Raw genomic sequence first — 16,267 nt, forward strand, 5'->3', positions numbered from 1 at the left:
CTGGCGTGGCGCCATGGGCGAGGTGGCAAAGGGCACAGATTCGCCGGTTTGGCAAGAGACAAACCGGCGACGTCGGGAGCCGTTCAGCCGCCGGCGGCGCGGGTCAGCGCTTGGTCCAAATCCTCGATCAGGTCTTCGGCGTCTTCCAGTCCGATCGATATCCGCACCGTGTCCTCAAGAATGCCGAGACGCGCCCGCTCCTCGACCGTCAGCTTCTGGTGCGTCGTTGTCGCCGGATGGGTGGCAAGCGACTTGGCATCACCCAGGTTGTTGGAAATGTCGATCAGATTGAGGGCATTGAGGAAGCCGAACGCCTGCGCCCGGCCGCCACGGACGTTGATGGTGACGATGCTGCCGCCGTCGCTCATCTGCTGGCGCGCTAGGGCGTGATGTGGATGCGAGGCAAGGTAGGGGAAGAACGTCCGTTCCACTCCCGGGTGACCTTCGAGGAAGCTGGCCACCGTGTGGGCGTTCTCACAGTGACGACGGACCCGGAGGTCCAGCGTTTCCAGTCCCTTGACCATCAGCCAAGCGTTAAAAGGACTCAGGCTCGGTCCGGTGTTGCGGATAAAAGGGATCAGCGAGGTTTCAAACCAGCTCTGGTCGGCGGTGAGGATCGCCCCGCCGAGACAGCGGCCCTGGCCGTCGATGTGCTTGGTGGCCGAATAGACGACCACATCCGCCCCGAATTCGAGCGGGTGCTGCAGTAGCGGCGTGGCGAAGACATTGTCGACGATCACCCGGGCGCCGGCGGCGTGTGCCATGGTGCTCACTGCGGCGAGGTCGATGATGTCCAGCATCGGATTGGAGGGAGTTTCAAGAAACACCGCCGCCGCCGGACGGCTAAGGGCGGCCTCCCACTGGTCGAGATCGGTGCCGTCGACGAAATCGGCGCTGATGCCATATGTGGGCAGAATGACCGAGGCGATGTGGTAGCAGGAGCCGAAAAGCGCGCGCGAGGCGACGATGCGGTCGCCGGCACGCAGAAAGCACGCTAATGCCGCGAACACCGCCGCCATCCCGGTGGCGGTCGCGCGGCAAAACGGCGCCCCTTCGATCAGCGCCAGCCGATCCTCAAACATACGCACGGTCGGATTGCCGAAGCGCGAATACTGGTAGCGTTCGATTTCCTGTTTGAACGTCTGCTCTGCCTCTTCGGCGCTCTGGTAGACAAAGCCGGAGGTCAGGAACAGCGCCTCGCAGGTTTCATCGAAGCCCGAGCGCTGAAGACCGCCGCGCACCAGATTGGTGGCGGGACGCCATTGCTTGTTTTGCCGTGCGTTCGTTGTCATCGTGCCATCCTGTTCGCCAATCGCCGAAGGCAGGCGATCGGTTGCCTAGGGTGTCCTGGGCTGAGGATCGGCGGTGCTGCGCCGCCGCTCCGTGGCCCTGCCGCCCAATGCGCGGCTCGACGTGCGATTGTCAAGATCCCATATCGAGATGCGGAGCTGTTGCCCACACTGTCGCCCGAACTATCGCTCACAGGCCCGCCACCAGCTGATCCGGAACGCAAGGACGCCAAACGCCGATGACTGCGCTGATGACCACCGACGATCTTTTCTACCGTCGCACCAATCTGGACCAACGGCGCGTCGAGCGCATTGTCGACGATGCGCTGGCAGGATGTGAGGACGGCGAACTGTTCCTCGAATACGCGCAATCGGAAAGCTTTGTTCTCGATGATGGCTGTCTGAAAAGCGCCAGCTTCAATACCAGCTTCGGTTTCGGCCTGCGCTCGGTCATGGGCGAGGTTACCGGGCTCGCTCATTCCGCCGACCTGTCGGAAGACGCGTTGAAGCGCGCCAGTGCCACTGTGCGCGCGGTGCGCGGCGATACCTCGGTGCGGTTGGCGCCGCCGCCGCCGGGGACCAACGCCAGTCTCTATGCCCCGGACAATCCACTGGATTCAATGCCTTTCGAGGCCAAGGTGGCGCTGTTGCGGCAGATCGACGCGCACGCCCGCCAACGGGATCCGCGCGTCCGTCAGGTGATCGCCTCGCTGGCCGGCTCCTGGCAAGCTGTGCAGGTGGTTCGGCCAAGTGGCCACCGTGTCGCCGATATCCGGCCGCTGGTGCGACTGTCGGTAACGATCATCGCCGGCGATGGCGATCGGCTGGAAACGGGAAGCTACGGCACCGGTGGCCGCAGCGCCTACGCGCCTTTCGTCAGTGAGCCAGTCTGGCGTGGCGCCATCGACGAAGCGCTCCGCCAGGCGCTGGTCAATCTTGACTCGGTGCCGGCACCAGCCGGAGAAATGCCGGTGGTCCTCGGGCCGGGTTGGCCGGGCATCCTCCTGCACGAAGCGATCGGCCATGGGCTGGAAGGCGATTTCAACCGCAAGAAGACCTCGGCGTTTGCCGGTCTGGTCGGACAGAAGGTTGCCGCGGCGGGGATCACCGTCGTCGACGACGGCACCATCGCCGATCGGCGCGGCTCGCTGACCATAGACGACGAAGGCACGCCGTCGGCTAATACGGTGCTGATTGAGGATGGCGTGCTGAAGGGCTTCATGCAGGATCGGATGAACGCACGGCTGATGGGCTTGGCGACCACTGGCAACGGCCGACGGGAGAGCTACGCCCACCGACCGATGCCGAGGATGACCAACACCTACATGCTGGCCGGCAAGCACCAGCCGGAGGAGATTCTCGCGTCAGTAAAGAACGGGCTGTACGCCGTTGCCTTCGGCGGCGGTCAGGTGGACATCACCTCGGGCAAGTTCGTCTTCACCTGCACCGAAGCCTATCGGATCGAAGACGGCAAGATCGGCGCGCCGGTTAAGGGGGCAACGCTAATCGGCAGCGGCCCCGAGGTGCTGACGCGGGTATCGATGTTAGGCAACGATACCCGCCTCGACAGCGGCATCGGCACCTGTGGCAAGGATGGGCAATCGGTGCCGGTGGGTGTGGGTCAGCCGACGCTGCTGATCGATCGCCTCACCGTCGGCGGCACGGCGCTGTAGCGGGAGTGCCTCAGTAGGCGTACTCGCGAAAGACCGGATCGACCGAGCCGTCCCAGCGGCGGCGGAAGGCGCAGAGCAGGTCTTCCGCCGGGGTGAAGTTGGCCTCGGCGATCTGGAACAGTGGTGCCAGGAACATGGTCTCGTCGCGGCCGAGCTTGTCCTCGATGTGGCGGCGGCATAGTCCCTGGTGGGAAATTCGCAGCGCTTCCAGCGCCAGATCGCGCACGGTGCGATTGCGGAAGGGCGTCCCCAGGGCATGGGTGGGCACATCGGCGCGCATCGTCGCCCGCTCTTCCTCTGTCCAGTCCTTGACCAGGTCCCAGGCGGCGTCGCGCGCCACCCTATCGTAGAGCAGGCCGACCCAGAAGGCGGGCAATGCGCACAGCCGGTTCCACGGGCCACCATCGGCGCCGCGCATTTCGAGAAAACGCTTCAGGCGAACTTCGAGAAAGGCGGTGGTGAGATGATCGGCCCAGTCGGTCATCGTCGGGTAGACGCCGACCAAACCCGGCAGCCGGCCGGCCATGAAGGCGCGGAAGGACTGACCGGAGACATCAATGTAGCGGCCATCGCGCTTGATTAAATACATCGGCACGTCGAGCATGTAATCGACATAGCGCTCGAAACCGAACCCCTCATCGAAGACGAAGGGAGCGACGCCGCAGCGGTCAGGGTCGGTATCGGTCCAGATGTGGCTGCGATACGACAGATAGCCGGTGGGTTTGCCTTCGCGGAAGGGCGAATTGGCGAACAGGGCGGTGGCGATCGGCTGCAGGGCGAGACCGATACGGAACATCCGTACCATCGATGCTTCACTGTCGAAGTCGAGGTTCACCTGCACGGTGCAGGTGGCTTGCATCATGTGCAGACCCAAGCTGCCCTTCTTCGGCATGTAATTGCGCATGATGTCGTAACGTGCCTTCGGCATCCATGGCAGATCCGCCAAGGGCCACTTCGGCTGATAGCCGATGCCGAGGAAACCGAGATTGAGTTCGGCGCCGATTTCCTTCACTTGCCGCAGGTGACGGCCGATCTCGGCGCAGGTTTGATGCACATTCTTCAATGGCGCGCCAGAGAGTTCGAGCTGACCAGCCGGTTCGAGCGTGATCGAACCGCCACGCGAGTCGGTCAAGGCGATGATATTGCCGTCCTCCAATACCGGCTGCCAGCCAAAGCGCACCAGACCTTCGAGGACGGCGCGAATGCTGCGATCGCCCTCATAGGGTAGCGGCCGGTAGTCGTCGAGGCGGTAGGCGAGCTTTTCGTGTTCGGTACCGATCCGCCAGTCGCTGGCGGGCTTGCAGCCGGCTTCCAGATAGGCGACCAGCGCCTGTTTCTCTACCGCCGGCATCTCGCCCGCAGTGCCCAGGTCTTGTGGCGATGACATGCTTAACGCACTCCTTCGGCCGCCTGACCGGCCCAACCGCCTGCCAGTGCCTGCCAGCAACTGAGAGCCGCAATGGCGGCAGTTTCCGCGCGGAGGACGAGCGGTCCGAGCGAAACGGCGGTAACAAAGGGCAGTGCCACCAGTTCGTCAAGCTCCGCGGTGGCGAGCCCGCCTTCCGGTCCGATCACGATCCCCGGTGCCAGGTCCGCCGCCACGTCCGTTTCGGTGCCGCGCGCACCCAAGCATGTGGCTTGCAACTCGCGAAAGGGAATGCCTGTGTTGCCGGGCGTCATCACCAGCAGCCGCCGCTCTGGCGGCCAGGCGGCGGCGATGCCTGCCAGCGGTGCGGGCGGCAGCACCGGAGGTATTGTCAGACGGCCGCATTGTTCGGCCGCTTCGAGCGCAATCGCCCGCAGCCGAGCCGAGTTGGTGGAGTGGGCACCGGTGTGCCGGGTGATGATCGGCAGCAGCCGCTCGACTCCCAGTTCCGTTGCCTTCTGCACCACCAGGTCGGTGCAGTCGCGCTTCAGCAGAGCGAAGAGGAGCCACGGCCCCGGTTCGGTTTGTTGTGGCCGCAGACAGCTCTCCAGCCGCAGGGTACAGGTTTTCTTCGCCCGCTCGCTCAGGCAGGCGCGCCACTCGCCGTCGTTGCCGTTGAAGACGCTCACCTCGCCGCCAACGGCAATCCGCATGACATCGACCAGGTAATGTGCCTGACCGCCGGTGATCTCGATCGCCGCGCCGGACGCAAGGAATGGCTGATCGATGAAGAGGCGAACCCGTGGCATCTGCCCGCACCGTTTGAAGGTTTGACCAGAGTACGCGGCGTGAATTTCGCCTACCAGCTTGGCATTTGGCCTATTCTGCTGGCGATGGTGAGATGGTCTGGGGCGAGACGGCCAATGAGGGAGCGATGGAGAACGACGCGGTGATCGGAGCAAGCGACATTCGCCGTGGCGACTGGGTCGACCGACTGGTGCCGGCCAGGGTGCGACCCTTTCTCCGCCTGGCGCGGCTCGATCGTCCCATTGGCATCTGGTTGTTGCTGCTGCCGTGCTGGTGGAGCATCGCGCTCGCCTCGCCCGGCTTGCCCGACCCTTGGCTGCTGTTGCTTTTTGCCCTTGGCGCGACGTTAATGCGCGCCGCCGGCTGTACCTACAACGATCTCGCTGACCGCGACTTCGACGCCAAGGTGGCGCGAACGGCGACCCGGCCGCTGCCGAGTGGCACGGTGACGCCGCGGGCCGCCAAGATCTTCATGCTTGCCCTTTGTTTCGCCGCCCTCGCCATACTACTGCAGTTCAATTGGTTCGCCGTCGGCCTTGGTGCTGCCTCGCTCCTCGTCGTCGCCATTTACCCCTTCGGCAAGCGCTTCACCCACTGGCCGCAGGCCATCCTCGGTCTGGCGTTCAACTGGGGCGCCTTGCTCGGCTGGGCGGCGGTGCGGGGTGAACTGGCGCTGCCGGCGGTACTGCTCTACCTCGGCGGGCTGTTCTGGACCCTCGGCTATGACACCATTTACGCGCACCAGGACAAGGAGGACGACATTCTGATCGGAGTGAAGTCGACGGCGCTGCGCCTCGGCACCGCCTCGCGTCGCTCTATCCTCGCCTTCTATGCCGTTGCCTGGAGCGCCATGGTCGCCGCCGGCCTCAGCGCCGGTTTGTCCTGGCTGTACGTGCTGCTGCTGTCGCCGGTTCTCGCCCACTTCGCTTGGCAGGCGCAACGGGTGAACTTCGACGATGCCGGCGACTGTCTGGCCAAATTCAAATCCAACCAGGTGGCGGGCCTCGCCATCTTCGGTGCCACCGTCTTGGCGCGGGTGGCTGGGTGACGGATGACCCGACGACGAGTCACCGAGTGACGGATAGCCCAGCGACGGATCCTGGCACCGATTTCGCCCCCTTCATCCTCGCCAACACCGAGATCGTCGCCCCGCCGCTGGTTCCGGAACTGCGCCTGCGTTTGGCAACCGAGATCGTCCCTATCTGGCAGGCGACGGAGGCGGTGCTTGAACAGTTGAATGTAGCACCGCCCTACTGGGCGTTCTGCTGGCCGGGCGGTCAGGCGCTTGCCCGCTACCTCCTCGATCACCCGGAACTAATTCAGAGACGGCGCGTCCTTGACTTCGCTGCAGGTAGCGGCGTCGTCGCCATCGCTGCCGATCGCACCGGCGCCCTGGCCACGGCCAACGACGTGGATGCCATGGCGCTCGCCGCCATCGGCCTGAATGCGCAGCTCAACGCTGCCACCGTCGAAGCCGACGGCAACGACCTGCTCGCCGGCCCCGCCGACCGCTGGGACCTCATCCTCGCCGGCGATGTCTGCTATGAGCGCGACATGGCCGAACGCGTCTGGGCGTGGCTGCGCCGGGCGGCGCAAGCCGGGGTGGAGGTTCTCCTCGCCGACCCCGGCCGCAGCTATCTGCCAACGGCCGGTCTGCAACGGCTGGCCGATTATACCGTGCCCACGTCGCTGGATCTGGAGGATCGGACGCACAAGGAAACGACCATCTGGCGGGTTCTCTGAGCCTCCGCCGTCGGCGGTGCCGCGATCAGGTGGTTGATTTCTAGGCACCGCTGCGATTGAGTGTGCCCTCCCGCATTCGGATGGACGCCCCATGGCTTACCGCTCGCTTCGCGACTTCATGACGCAGCTTGAACGCGACGGGTTACTGGTGCGGGTACGTACCGCCGTCTCGCCGGTGCTGGAAATGACGGAAATCCAGACCCGCCTGCTCGCCGAAGGCGGCCCGGCGGTGCTGTTTGAGTGCGTCTGCGGTGACGACGGCAGCCGCTATCCGACGCCGGTGCTGGTCAATCTTTTCGGCACCGTGGAGCGNGTGGCGCGGGGGATGAACCGCCAGCCAGCGCAATTGCGCGAAGTGGGCAACATGCTCGCCTTTCTCCGCCAGCCAGAACCGCCCGGCGGCTGGCGCGAAGCGCTGGATATGTTCCCGCTGCTGAAGACGGTGCTGGCAATGCGGCCGAAGACGGTGGGCAGCGCTGCCTGCCAGGAGGTGGTGTGGGAGGGCGAAGCCATCGATCTTGCCCACTTGCCGATCCAGTCGTGCTGGCCGGGCGAACCGGCGCCGCTGATCACCTGGCCGCTGGTGGTGACGCAGGGGCCCACCGCCGACGACCGCAGCGGCGACAAGCGCGATCGTTTCAACCTCGGCGTCTATCGGATGCAGGTGACTGGACCGCGTTCCACCTACATGCGCTGGCTCAAGCATCGTGGCGGCGCCCAGCAGCATGCCCGCTGGAAGGAGCTTCGCCGCGATCCCTTTCCCGCTGCCGCGGTGATCGGTGCCGATCCCGGCACTATTCTCGCTGCGGTGACGCCGGTGCCAGATACCTTGTCCGAGTATCAGTTCGCCGGCCTGCTGCGTGGCAGCAAAGTGGAACTGGTGGACTGCAAAACGGTGCCGCTGAAGGTGCCGGCGGAAGCGGAGATCGTTATCGAGGGCTTCGTTTCCCTCGATGAGGAGGGTGACGAGGGCCCCTACGGCGACCACACCGGCTATTACAACGCGGTGGAGCCGTTTCCGGTGTTCAACGTCACCGCGATCACCATGCGGCGCGACGCCATCTATCTCTCCACCTTCACCGGTCGGCCGCCGGACGAGCCGTCGATCCTGGGCGAAGCACTGAACGAAGTATTCGTACCATTGCTGACGCAGCAATTTCCCGAAATCGTCGATTTCTGGTTGCCGCCGGAGGGCTGTTCCTATCGCGTCGCCATTGTCGCCATGCGCAAGGCCTATCCCGGGCATGCGAAGCGGGTGATGCTGGCAGTCTGGTCCTACCTACGCCAGTTCATGTATACCAAGTTTGTCATCGTCGTTGACGCCGACATCAATGCCCGTGACTGGAACGACGTCATCTGGGCGATTTCAACCAACGTTGACCCGGTGCGCGACGTAACGATGATCGAGCATACGCCGATCGACTATCTCGACTTTGCATCACCGGTGTCTGGGCTCGGCAGCAAGATGGGGATCGACGCGACAGCGAAGATCCCGCCGGAAACGAGCCGCCCGTGGGGAACCAAAATTCGGATGACGGACGACATCATCGAGAAGGTGAGCCGCAAGTGGCCGGATTACGGGTTGCCCGGGAGCGGTCAAACGATCTGGCGTTAGCCGAACTGGCGTAAGAGTGGCAGGACCAACCGGGAACTGGCCGCCTGCAGGGCAGGCCGGGAAAGGAAGCGGCGGGTGAACGTAGTCGAATTGCCTAAGCGGGCGGGCGGGATTAAAGAGGCGGCCCTTGCGGCGAAGGCATGGCCCTTCGTGGAGGCGCGGGCGCTATTAGCGCGGCTGGGTGATACCCCGCCGGCCAAGGGCTACGTCCTGTTCGAGACCGGCTACGGACCCTCGGGGTTGCCGCACATCGGCACCTTCGGCGAGGTAGTGCGGACGACCATGGTCCGGCGCGCCTTTACCCTGTTGTCCGACATTCCGACCCGGTTGTTCGCCTTCTCCGATGACATGGACGGCTTGCGCAAGGTGCCGGACAACGTCCCCAACAAGGCGATGCTGGGAGAATTTCTCGGCCGGCCGCTCACCGCCATTCCCGATCCCTTCGGCACCCACGAAAGCTTCGGGCACCACAACAATGCTCGGCTGCGCGCCTTCCTCGATCAGTTCGGCTTCGACTACGAGTTTCAGAGCGCTACCGACTGGTATATGAGCGGCCGCTTCGATGCGGCGCTGCTGCGCGTCCTTGCCTGCTACGACGAGGTGATCGAGGTCATCCTACCAACGCTGGGCGCCGAGCGTCGCGCCACCTACAGCCCCTTCCTGCCCGTCTGCGCCAAGACCGGGCGGGTGCTGCAGGTGCCGGTGATTGCGCGCGACCTGACGGCGGGGACCATCGTTTACGAGGACGAAACGGGCGAACTGGTGGAAACACCCGTCACCGGCGGCCACTGCAAGCTGCAATGGAAAGCTGACTGGGCGATGCGCTGGTATGCGCTCGCTGTCGATTACGAGATGGCGGGCAAGGATCTCATCGATTCGGTGACGCTCTCAAGCCGGGTCTGCCGCCATCTCGGCGGCCAGCCACCGCTGAATTCGATCTACGAGCTGTTTCTTGACCAGAACGGCGAAAAGATTTCCAAATCAAAAGGCAATGGCTTGGCGGTAGAAGACTGGCTACGCTATGCGCCGGCCGAAAGTCTAGCCTACTTCATGTACCAGAAGCCGAAATCAGCGAAGCGCCTCTACTTCGATATTATCCCGAAGATGGTGGACGATTACTATACCAGCCTCGCCAGTTTCGCCACCCAGTCGCTGCCGGCGCAACTGGAAAACCCGGTATGGCATGTTCATTCCGGCCGGCCTCCGCAGGCCGAAAGCCTGCCCAGCTTCAGTCTCGTGCTTAATCTGGCCAGCGTCTGTCATGCGGAGGATGCGGCGGTGCTCTGGCACTATCTGTCCCGCTACCGGCCNGGGGTGACGCCCGAAAGCAGCCCCGCCCTGGCGGCGCTGGTGGACTTTGCCATCCGCTACTATCACGAACGGGTGAAGCCGGCGCTGCGCTATCGCGCACCGACGCCGGTGGAGGCCGCGGCGCTGGCTGAACTCGCCAACTGTCTTGCCACGCTGCCAGCGGACAGCAGCGCCGAGACGATCCAGACCACCATCTACGAGGTGGGCAAGCGCCACCCGGGGCTGGGGGACCTGCGGGCGTGGTTCCAGACGCTTTACCAGGTTCTCCTCGGTCAGGAGCAGGGGCCGCGGATGGGTTCCTTCGTCGCACTTTATGGCCTCGCCGAGTCGGTAACCCTGATCCGCGCCGCCCTGTCTCCGGCCCCGGCAACCACATAAGGCAAGCATTGGGCGACGAGGCGGTGAGCCTTCGTTGCCTAGCGGCGCGTAGTATACTGTTTGTGCTCTGGTCCGAAGAGGACACCTGAGCTGCGCCGGCATCGGGCGGCGAAGGGTTATGCGGCGCCTGCTTGCCGGCAGCAGGCGTTGAGGTGGTCGGCGCCCTCTGCCAGAGCGCCTTTGCCTGCAGAGTCAGCGTCCATCTTCGTGTGGACGGGGGGCGCGCATCGACGTATAGATTTGGTGTTGCTGGCGGCTGCGGCCGCACACGATCGGTGCCGGCAGCGAGGTGGCGAGGGCGTGCGGGCTCCCATACTCTCGCCTATGGCATTGGCAGGATGTGTCGTCCGGATGGGTGCCCGCGTCGGCGGAGGCACGATGCCCAATGCCGTAATCTGTTGTGCTTGTTCCGGCGCGAGCCCATAGTATTCGTAGCGACGGCGTCGGTCGGGAGGTGGCCCCGTTAACCGGCGCCCGGCGGCGGGTCGGCCACCTCGACCAAGGCCTCTTTAATCTGCGCTCACGCAGTGTCACCGCATGGCGAAACATGCGTCAGAATACACCTTCAGCTATCCTGGCCTCTCAAGATAATGCTACGGTGATTACAGACTTATCTCTCACAACCCGTGTAGGTCGGATTAGCCTTTAGGCGTATTCCGATGGATGTCTGCCGCCGCAGCGTTCGCCGGCCTCGACAGTCCTGCTTGACCGGGTTGGGATTGAGAGAAAACCCGAATTCCCGTTGCAGAGCCAGCGGCAGCAGCAGAATATTATGCAGCTGGCGGCGCCGCGACCGCACACGATCGGTGCCGGAAGAGACGTGGTGGCGTGCGGGCCTCCATAGTCTCCCTTCCATCACGACGGCCAGATCCTGCGTCCGGCGCACAGTCCATCCCCGCCCCGGTCGTCGTCTTGCATTCCAGCCCTGGATGCTCTCGCCGTCGGCACCCGCGTCTCGGATGCCAGCGGCGAGGAGGTGGTGTCCTCAGCTCCGCCCCACGCTCGCGGCCGCGGCGTCGAGTGCAGCGGCCACGTCATTGATTTGCTGTTCGTCGAGCGGGCGGCGCGCCAGCCGCAGCCGCAGCGCGAGTTGCAAGTTCTCCATCGCCCGGAGAATCTGCGGTGCGGGGCTGGCCTGTTCCCGTCCCGCTTGATCCATGCGGGCGAGAAGAGCCTCAAGCCCCGGACGGTTCGCATCGAGAAAGGCCTGCCCCTGCGCGGTAATCGCGTGCAGCTTCTTGCTGCTCTCGGGCGCGGCGCTGACCGTTACGTAACCGAGTTCCTCCAGCAGGGTCAGGCTCGGATAGATGACGCCGGGGCTGGGGCTGTAGGCGCCGGCAACCCGCTCCTCGATGGCCTTGATGATCTCGTAGCCATGCCGGGGCTTCTCGGCGATGAGATGCAGGATAACCAGACGAAGGTCACCGTGGGCGAAGAAACGGCGAAGGCCGGATCGGCCGCCGCCGTGGTGTCCGTGGTCGCCGTGCGATCCGTGCTGGCCGCGTTCGCCGCGGGCGTAACGTCGGTCATGGTTCGCGTGCTTGGATCGGCTATGGTCATGTCGATCGTGCATAGTGTCTGTCCTGGTTATTTTCGATATAACGAAATAACAGATATATCGAAATATGCGCGAAGGCAAGGGCCGTCCGCCGTTTTTTCCGGCATAGCCACGCGACCGGCGCCGCGCCACTCGCATCGAGGCAGTGGACGGCGCGAAAGGCGTGGTGATGTGGCTGGGCGACGTCGCCGTTGACCGCAGTGCAGGAGTGCCGCCGGCAGCGCGAATGGCGTACGCTCAGGGGCGGCGGAACACGCGGCAATGTAAGCGGGGTATGGCGATGACGGAGTGGCAGCGTGTTGGCCGATATGCTCCCGGTTTCGCCGCGCTCATGCGCTATGAGCGACGCAATCTCCGTTTCGATCTGCTTGCCGGCCTCTCCGTCGCCTCCGTCGCCCTACCGGTGGGCATCGCCTACGCCGAGATCGCCCGCGTTCCCGCCGTCGTCGGCATCTATGCGGCGATCTTTCCCCTCTTCGCCTACGCCATCTTCGGCTCGTCGCGGCAACTGATTACCGGCCCCGACGCGGCAACCTGCATCATGGCGGCAACCGCCATCGCGGCGATTGCCGGCGGCGATTCGCAGCGCTACGCGTCCCTGATGGTCGGGCTGACGCTGATGACCGGTGCCTGCTACTTTGTCGCCGGATTTCTCCGCCTCGGGTTCATCGCCAACTTTCTCTCCCGGCCCATTCTCGTCGGCTATCTGAACGGCATCGCTCTCATGATCTTCGTCGGCCAGGTGCCGCGGCTGTGCGGCTTCGAAGCGGCGAAAGGCGGCTTTCTCGCCCAATCGATCGGCGTTGTGCACCACCTGTCGGCGACGCACCTCCCGACGCTCCTGGTGGGTGGCGGCTTGCTGCTGCTGCTGATCCTCTTGATGCGTTGCGCACCGCGGCTGCCGGCCGCCCTGGTGGTCGCGTTGGTTGGCATCGTCGTAGTGAAGGTTGGCGGGCTGGCCGCCCTGGGCGTTGCCACCTTGGGACCGGTACCGAGCGGACTGCCGCAGTTGCAGATGCCGCTGCTGGCGCGGGACGACCTGCTCCAACTGGCGCGTGATGCCGCCGGTATCATGTTGATCAGCTTTGCCAGCGGTGTACTCACCGCCAAGAGTTTCGCCGAGCGCAGCGGCGATCCGCTCGATGCAAACCAGGAACTGATCGGCTTTGCCGCCTGCAATTTGGCCTCCGGTTTGGCGCAGGGATTCCCGGTCACAGGAGCCGACTCGCGGACAGCAGTGAACTACGCCACCGGCGGGCGCACCCAGTTTGCCGGTATCGTTGCCGGCCTGGCGATGCTGGCCTTCTTGCTGTTCTTAACCGCCCCGCTAGCGCACCTTCCGCTGAGCGGATTGGCGGCGATCATCATCGTCTCCGCCTTCGGCCTGTTCGACCGTACCGCCGTGCACCATCTCGCGCTTGCGAGCCGCAGGGAGCTGCTNTTTTCGCTGGCGACGACAGCGGGGGTGCTCGTCTTCGGCGTGCTGACCGGGGTCATTCTCGCCGTACTCCTGTCTGTCGTCTGGCTGCTGTCGGTCATTTCCCGGCCGAACGATGCCGTCCTTGGCCGGGCCGCCGGCATCGCCGGCTTCCACGACATTAAGGACTTTCCCGAGGTGCAGACCATCCCCGGGCTGCTGATCTATCGTTTCGATGCTGATCTGGTGTTCTTTAACTGCGATTATTTCCGCACCCGACTGCTGTACCAGATCGCCCGCTCGCCGACCCCGGTCGAATGGGTGCTGATCGACGCCAGCCCGATCAACGTGGTCGATTACACCGCGGTGAGAAAGATCGATGCCCTTCGGAGAGAGTTGGCGGCGCGGGGGATCAGCCTTGCCTACGCGCGAGCAAAGCAGTCGCTCAGGCGCTTCTTCAATTCCGATTGGGTCTCGGAGCGGGTGTCAGCTGACAACAACCTGCTGTTCCCCACCGTAACCTCTGGCGTCGAGGCGTTTGCCCGCCGCGCCGAGCAGGTTACCGGCCGAGGACAGGGTTGACGCTGCAAGGGTGGACACTTGCCGGCATCTCTGAGTGTCTGACTCAGAATCGCATAGGTTGTTCAGCCTCTTGCGATACGTCGCGCGAGTAGTTTGACGCTGGCCATCATCATCCAGCATTCGGCGCTGGCGATCGACTTTTCGAAATCCTTGGCGAGGCGGCGGTTGCGGTTGAGCCAGGCGAGCGTCCGTTCGACCACCCAGCGGCGCGGCAGCACCTGAAAGCCGTCGGCGTCGGCGGCGCGCTTGACGATCGCGAGCGTCCAGCGGCCCAGCCGGGCGAGCGCCGCCCGCAGCTTCTCACCGGCGTAGCCGCCGTCGGCAAAGACGTGGCGCAGCCACGNGAACGCGCTGCGGATCGATGCGAGGAGCGACGGCGCGCCGTCGCGGTCCTGAATGCCGGCGGAATGGACGATCGCCGCCACCAGCAGCCCCAGGGTGTCGGTGAGGATGTGCCGCTTGCGGCCGTTGACCTTCTTGCCGGCGTCATAGCCGCACGGCCCGCCGGCCTCGGTCGTTTTCACCGACTGGCTGTCGATCACCCCGGCCGACGGGCTGGCGTCCCGTCCCGCCGCCTCACGCGCGGTCATCAGCAGGTGATGGTTGATCCGCCCCCAGGTGCCGTCGTCGCGCCAGCGATAGAAGTAGCCCTGCACTGTCGAGCGCGGTGGAAAATCCTTCGGCAGCATCCGCCACTGGCAGCCGGCGGACAGGACGTAGAACAGCGCATCGACCACCGCCCGCAGCGCTGTTGCGCGCGGCCGCCCGAGCCGCCACGGTGCCGGCATCAACGGCGCGATCAGCGCCCATTCCTCATCCGTCGTGTCGCTTGCATACTTCAGTCCATCCCGCCGATACTTCGGCCGAGTGATTTCAGTCCAGGGCATCTTCGTGACTCCGTGTTGCTGCCAACCTGGCAGAATCACAACCCACTAAAATCTCTCAACTCTTTTTCGGCCGGGCTCTCAAGGGGGAACTGCGAGATGATGAAAACCTGCTTCGTCGTCATGGGATTCGATACAAAGGTCGACTTCGCGACAGGCCGTAAGCTGAACCTCAATGCGACTTACCACAACCTTATCAAGCCGGCGGTCGAAGCCGCGGGGCTGCAATGCACCCGTGCCGACGAGATAACACACTCGGGGAACATCAACGTTCCCATGTATTTGAATATCCTGACGGCAGACGTCGTCATTGCCGATGTCTCCACCGCCAACTGCAACGCTTTCTACGAACTCGGCGTTCGCCACGCGCTGCGTCCCTCGACGACCATCATCATTTCGGAGGACGGGTATACTTTCCCGTTCGACATAAATCAAATTGCCATTCGGAAGTATAAGCATCTCGGCGAAGACATCGGCGTGAGCGAGGCGAAGAGGTTCACGGCTGAGCTAACAAGAGCGATCACAGAGCTTCTGGCCAAGACACCACCCGATGACGACAGCCCGGTCTACACCTTTCTTCCGCGCCTCAGGCGCCTGCGACTGCCGGACGATCTCAAAGGGACCCCGCCTTCCCCGCCCTCGGTCGAGGCTCTCGTCGCCGCCGCCGCCNNGGCACGGAAGTCCCCCGACGAGACGCACAGCGCGCTGATGCAGAAGGTGGACGAGGCGCAACAACGAGAGGATTTCGTGCAAGCGAAGACGCTGTTGGGTGAGGTACGGGCGTTGCGGCCGAACGAGCCCTACATCATCCAGCGCCTTGCGTTGGTGACCTACAAGGCGAAGCAGGACTCGCCGGATAAGGAGATCGCCGCGCTCAGGGAGGCATGCGATCTGCTTTACGAACTGCACCCCGGAACCACCAACGATACGGAAACGCTCGGTCTCTGNGGGGCGGTCCACAAGCGGCTGTGGGAGAAAGCGAGGGATGAGGTCGCCCTCGACAAGGCGATCCGCAGTTATGAACGCGGATTTTACCTCTGCAATGACTACTACAACGGGATCAATTTCGCTTTCCTGCTCAACATCCGCGCGGCGCATGCCCTCGACTTGGCACGGACGTCGGCTGACCCTTCTTCGGTTGCCTTGCGGCGTGCAGCCGCAATCGCCGACTTTGTCCAGGCTCGGCGGGTGCGTGAGGAGGTCGTCTCGATCTGTGAGCGCTGGCTCGACGCCAACCCCGCCCCCGAGGCAGAAACGGCCATCGGGGCGAAAGTACAGTACCTCAAGAGCAAGTACTGGGTCTTGGCTTCGATGGCAGAGGCGTATCTTGGCATGGGCCAGGACGCAAAAGCAGAAGAAGTCTACACGGTCGTATACTCGATCGCGCCCGAGTCCTGGATGGTTACGACCTCCAGAGAACAGCGCGCGAAGCTCGCTGCTCTGCTCGCGGACCCACCCTTGAAGTACATTACGGTGGTGGACGCTCTGCACCGATCGGTGGGCGAAGCAGCAGCGTCCGCCTGAGGAAACGCAGCGGCGTGGGGAGGGCGGTCGAGCGACCTTCACCACTTGCGCTTCAACCGGTCGCGCTCGGATGTCCTTGCTTCGAGGGCGGACTGCAGGAGGTCGCGCTCCGAGAGCGAC

12 protein-coding genes are annotated in these 16,267 nt (G+C 64.2%); 7 read left to right on the forward strand and 5 right to left on the reverse strand.

Annotated elements, in window-relative coordinates:
• Positions 1–83 precede the first annotated feature (83 nt).
• Positions 84–1,292, reverse strand: coding sequence for an O-succinylhomoserine sulfhydrylase (gene metZ / locus HQ394_RS10730; protein WP_190260245.1), 1,209 nt, complete (start codon positions 1,290–1,292; stop codon positions 84–86).
• A 236-nt stretch (positions 1,293–1,528) separates the two neighbouring features.
• Here metZ and tldD point away from each other — a divergent pair, with 236 nt between their 5' ends.
• Positions 1,529–2,962 (forward strand): metalloprotease TldD, encoded by a 1,434-nt coding sequence (gene tldD / locus HQ394_RS10735; protein ID WP_190260246.1) that lies wholly within the window; start codon positions 1,529–1,531, stop codon positions 2,960–2,962.
• Between the two features lie 10 nt (positions 2,963–2,972).
• Here tldD and HQ394_RS10740 read toward each other — a convergent pair whose 3' ends face one another.
• Together HQ394_RS10740 and HQ394_RS10745 are read right to left on the reverse strand one after the other, a co-directional pair.
• Entirely contained in the window at positions 2,973–4,349 is a 1,377-nt protein-coding gene (locus HQ394_RS10740; protein ID WP_190260247.1) for a glutamate--cysteine ligase, read from the reverse strand.
• 2 nt (positions 4,350–4,351) lie between these two features.
• Positions 4,352–5,137, reverse strand: a complete 786-nt coding sequence (locus tag HQ394_RS10745; protein WP_190260248.1) for a 16S rRNA (uracil(1498)-N(3))-methyltransferase — start codon at positions 5,135–5,137, stop codon at positions 4,352–4,354.
• Between the two features lie 125 nt (positions 5,138–5,262).
• Between HQ394_RS10745 and ubiA the strand changes: the two genes are divergently transcribed.
• The 4 genes from ubiA to HQ394_RS10765 all read left to right on the forward strand — a co-directional run bounded on the left by ubiA (position 5,263) and on the right by HQ394_RS10765 (position 10,182).
• Positions 5,263–6,183, forward strand: coding sequence for a 4-hydroxybenzoate octaprenyltransferase (gene ubiA / locus HQ394_RS10750; protein ID WP_190263259.1), 921 nt, complete (start codon positions 5,263–5,265; stop codon positions 6,181–6,183).
• Positions 6,184–6,209: 26 nt separating this feature from the next.
• Positions 6,210–6,878: a class I SAM-dependent methyltransferase gene (locus HQ394_RS10755; RefSeq protein ID WP_190263260.1), complete on the forward strand. Its 669-nt coding sequence runs from the start codon at positions 6,210–6,212 to the stop codon at positions 6,876–6,878.
• Between the two features lie 91 nt (positions 6,879–6,969).
• Positions 6,970–8,493, forward strand: a complete 1,524-nt coding sequence (locus HQ394_RS10760) for a UbiD family decarboxylase (protein ID WP_190260249.1) — start codon at positions 6,970–6,972, stop codon at positions 8,491–8,493.
• A gap of 90 nt (positions 8,494–8,583) precedes the next feature.
• The gene (locus HQ394_RS10765) at positions 8,584–10,182 is read left to right on the forward strand and encodes a lysine--tRNA ligase (RefSeq protein ID WP_190263261.1); all 1,599 of its coding nucleotides are present in this window, start codon (positions 8,584–8,586) and stop codon (positions 10,180–10,182) included.
• Positions 10,183–11,167: 985 nt separating this feature from the next.
• Here the strand turns inward: HQ394_RS10765 and HQ394_RS10770 are convergent.
• Positions 11,168–11,755, reverse strand: a complete 588-nt coding sequence (locus HQ394_RS10770; protein ID WP_190260250.1) for a PadR family transcriptional regulator — start codon at positions 11,753–11,755, stop codon at positions 11,168–11,170.
• A 316-nt stretch (positions 11,756–12,071) separates the two neighbouring features.
• Here HQ394_RS10770 and HQ394_RS10775 point away from each other — a divergent pair, with 316 nt between their 5' ends.
• Positions 12,072–13,739: a SulP family inorganic anion transporter gene (locus HQ394_RS10775; RefSeq protein WP_456151584.1), complete on the forward strand. Its 1,668-nt coding sequence runs from the start codon at positions 12,072–12,074 to the stop codon at positions 13,737–13,739.
• 62 nt (positions 13,740–13,801) lie between these two features.
• On the opposite strand, the gene HQ394_RS10780 is transcribed toward HQ394_RS10775, so the two are convergent.
• Complete coding sequence (locus tag HQ394_RS10780) at positions 13,802–14,626, reverse strand: IS5 family transposase (protein ID WP_190260252.1); 825 nt, start codon at positions 14,624–14,626, stop codon at positions 13,802–13,804.
• A gap of 705 nt (positions 14,627–15,331) precedes the next feature.
• Between HQ394_RS10780 and HQ394_RS21555 the strand changes: the two genes are divergently transcribed.
• Positions 15,332–16,147 carry a tetratricopeptide repeat-containing protein gene (locus HQ394_RS21555; protein ID WP_456151585.1) on the forward strand — a complete coding sequence of 272 codons (816 nt, stop codon included), beginning with the start codon at positions 15,332–15,334 and terminating at the stop codon, positions 16,145–16,147.
• The last annotated feature ends 120 nt before the right edge of the window (positions 16,148–16,267 follow it).

The organism is Defluviicoccus vanus, from assembly GCF_014672695.1.
Classification (GTDB): Bacteria; Pseudomonadota; Alphaproteobacteria; order Rhodospirillales; family Defluviicoccaceae; genus Defluviicoccus; species Defluviicoccus vanus.